Genomic DNA, 2,175 nt, shown 5'->3' on the forward strand with positions numbered 1-2,175 from the left:
GGCCATGGTCGGCGCGGCCGTGGATGCCTTCGGCCAGCTCGACGGAGCGCTCAACAACGCCGGTGTGACGGGTGGTCAGATCGGGCAGGGCGGACGCTTCTCCGCCGACTGGGACGAGGAAGCGTTCGACCGGATCATCGACATCAACCTCAAGGGCGTCTGGCAGTGCATGCGGGCGGAAATCGCCCAGATGTCGAAGCAGGGGGCCGGCTCCATCGTCAACACCTCGTCGCTCGCGGGCGTCACCGGCTTCCTCACCGCGTCGGGTTACACGGCGAGCAAGCACGGGGTGATCGGGATCACCAAGGTGGCCGCCATCGAATATGCGCCGCATGTGCGCGTGAACGCGCTCTGCCCGGGCTACGTGGACACCGAGATGCTGAAGGACTCGATGTCCCGCCGGGGCGAACAGATCCTGTCGCGCATTCCGTTCAAGCGGCTGGGCGCGGCGCGGGAAATCATCGAGATGGCCTGCTGGCTCCTGTCGGACCGCGCGAGCTACACCACCGGCGGCGTCTTCATCGTCGACGGCGGCTACATGGCCGGCTGAGGGCAGGGCGATGAGGCAGCTGCGTGTGGGGCGCGACGAGCCGATCCTCGATCCGGGGATGCCGATCATCGACGCGCACCACCACCTCTTCGACCGTCCGAACCTGCGCTACATGCTCGACGACTATCTCGCCGACACGCAAGCGGGGCACCGGATCGTCGCGTCGGTCTATGTCGAAACGCTCGCCTTCGCCTGGCCGGACGGCCCCGAGGTCATGCGCCCCATCGGCGAGGTCGAATTCGCGAACGGCGCCGGAGCGATCGCCGACAGCGGGCGCTACGGCGACGCGCGGCTTTGCGCCGCCATCGTCGGCTATGCCGACATGCGCCACGGCGACGCGATCGCGGGCCTGCTCGACCGCTGCGCGGAGACGGCGCCGGATCGCTTTCGTGGCGTCCGCCAGATCACCATGGAATACGCCGACGAACGCCCCTACCCGCATTTCCCGAAGCGCCCACCCAACGGCGTGATGGAGCACCCGGAGTTCCGCCGCGCCTTCGCGCATCTCGCGCCGCGCGGGCTGATCTTCGACGCCGCCGTCTTCGACCCGCAGTTGCGGAAGATAGCGGACCTCGCGGACGCCTTCCCGGACACGACGATCACGCTCAACCACATGGGCGTGGCGATGGGTGTCGGGATGAGCCCGGCCGAGCGAGGCGAGCTTTTCCAGCGCTGGCGTGCCGCCCTCGGCGACCTCGCCAGGCGGCGGAACGTCCACTGCAAGGTGGGCGGCCTCGGCATGCCGTTCTGGGGGCTGGGGCTTGATACGCGCGACGACCCAATCGGCTTTGCCGAACTGGCCGAGGTCTGGCGTCCCTATGTCGAGACCGCGATCGAAGCGTTTGGCACCGACCGCTGCATGTTCGAGAGCAATTATCCGGTCGATGGCCGCTCCGCCGGCTATGTGCCGCTCTGGAACGCCTTCAAGCACATCGCGTCCGGCCTTTCCGCCGACGAGAAGGCCGATCTCTTCCACCGCACCGCCGCGCGCGTGCACGGCATCGACCTCGCGACGCTGGGCATCGACGCCGCGACGCAACCGGCTTCCTGAGCCGACCGGACACCTGGAGAAAGACATGCGCCACTATTCGAAGTTCTTCATCGGCGGCGAATGGGTCGAGGCTATCGGCACCGGCCGGTTCGAATTGGTCAATCCCGCGACCGAAGCCGTATTCGCCACGGTCATCCTCGGCACGGCGGCCGACGTCGACCGCGCCGTCGACGCGGCCCGCGCCGCTTTCCCCGCGTTCAGCGCGACCTCGAAGGAGGAGCGGCTCGATCTCCTGCGCGCCATCGTCGCCCGGCTCGAGGCCCGCGAGAAGGACATGGCCGACGCGATCACCGAGGAGATGGGCGCGCCCGTCAGCCTCAAGGGCCAGACCGGGACCGCGCTCGCGGCCTTCCGGCAGGCCATCGTCACGCTCGGCGGCTACGATTTCGAGACGATGATGGGCGACAACATCATCCGTCGCGAGGCGATCGGCGTCTGCGGCCTCATCACCGCCTGGAACTGGCCGATCCAGCTGCTCTCGACCAAGCTCTCGTCCGCCTTCGCCGCCGGCTGCGCCGTCGTCGTGAAGCCGAGCGAGTATACCCCGCTCAGCACCCTCGTCCTCGCCGAGATC

3 protein-coding genes are annotated in these 2,175 nt (G+C 68.3%); all 3 read left to right on the plus strand.

Going from position 1 to position 2,175, the window contains the following annotated elements; genetic code table 11:
- A partial coding sequence (locus VYI76_RS16715; protein WP_326525947.1) for an SDR family NAD(P)-dependent oxidoreductase occupies window positions 1-550 on the plus strand: 550 nt, incomplete at its 5' end.
- 10 nt (window positions 551-560) lie between these two features.
- Window positions 561-1,601, plus strand: a complete 1,041-nt coding sequence (locus VYI76_RS16720) for an amidohydrolase family protein (RefSeq protein ID WP_326525948.1) — start codon at window positions 561-563, stop codon at window positions 1,599-1,601.
- 25 nt (window positions 1,602-1,626) lie between these two features.
- Window positions 1,627-2,175, plus strand: a 549-nt coding sequence (locus VYI76_RS16725; protein ID WP_326525949.1) for an aldehyde dehydrogenase family protein, incomplete at its 3' end; no start/stop codon positions are given.

The organism is Sphingomonas sp., from assembly GCF_035910975.1.
Taxonomy (GTDB): Bacteria; Pseudomonadota; Alphaproteobacteria; order Sphingomonadales; family Sphingomonadaceae; genus Sphingomonas.

Coding starts and splice junctions, on each gene's coding strand:
- VYI76_RS16720 (WP_326525948.1), top strand. CDS start 561: ATGAGGCAGCTGCGTGTGGGGCGCGACGAGCCGATCCTCGATCCGGGG.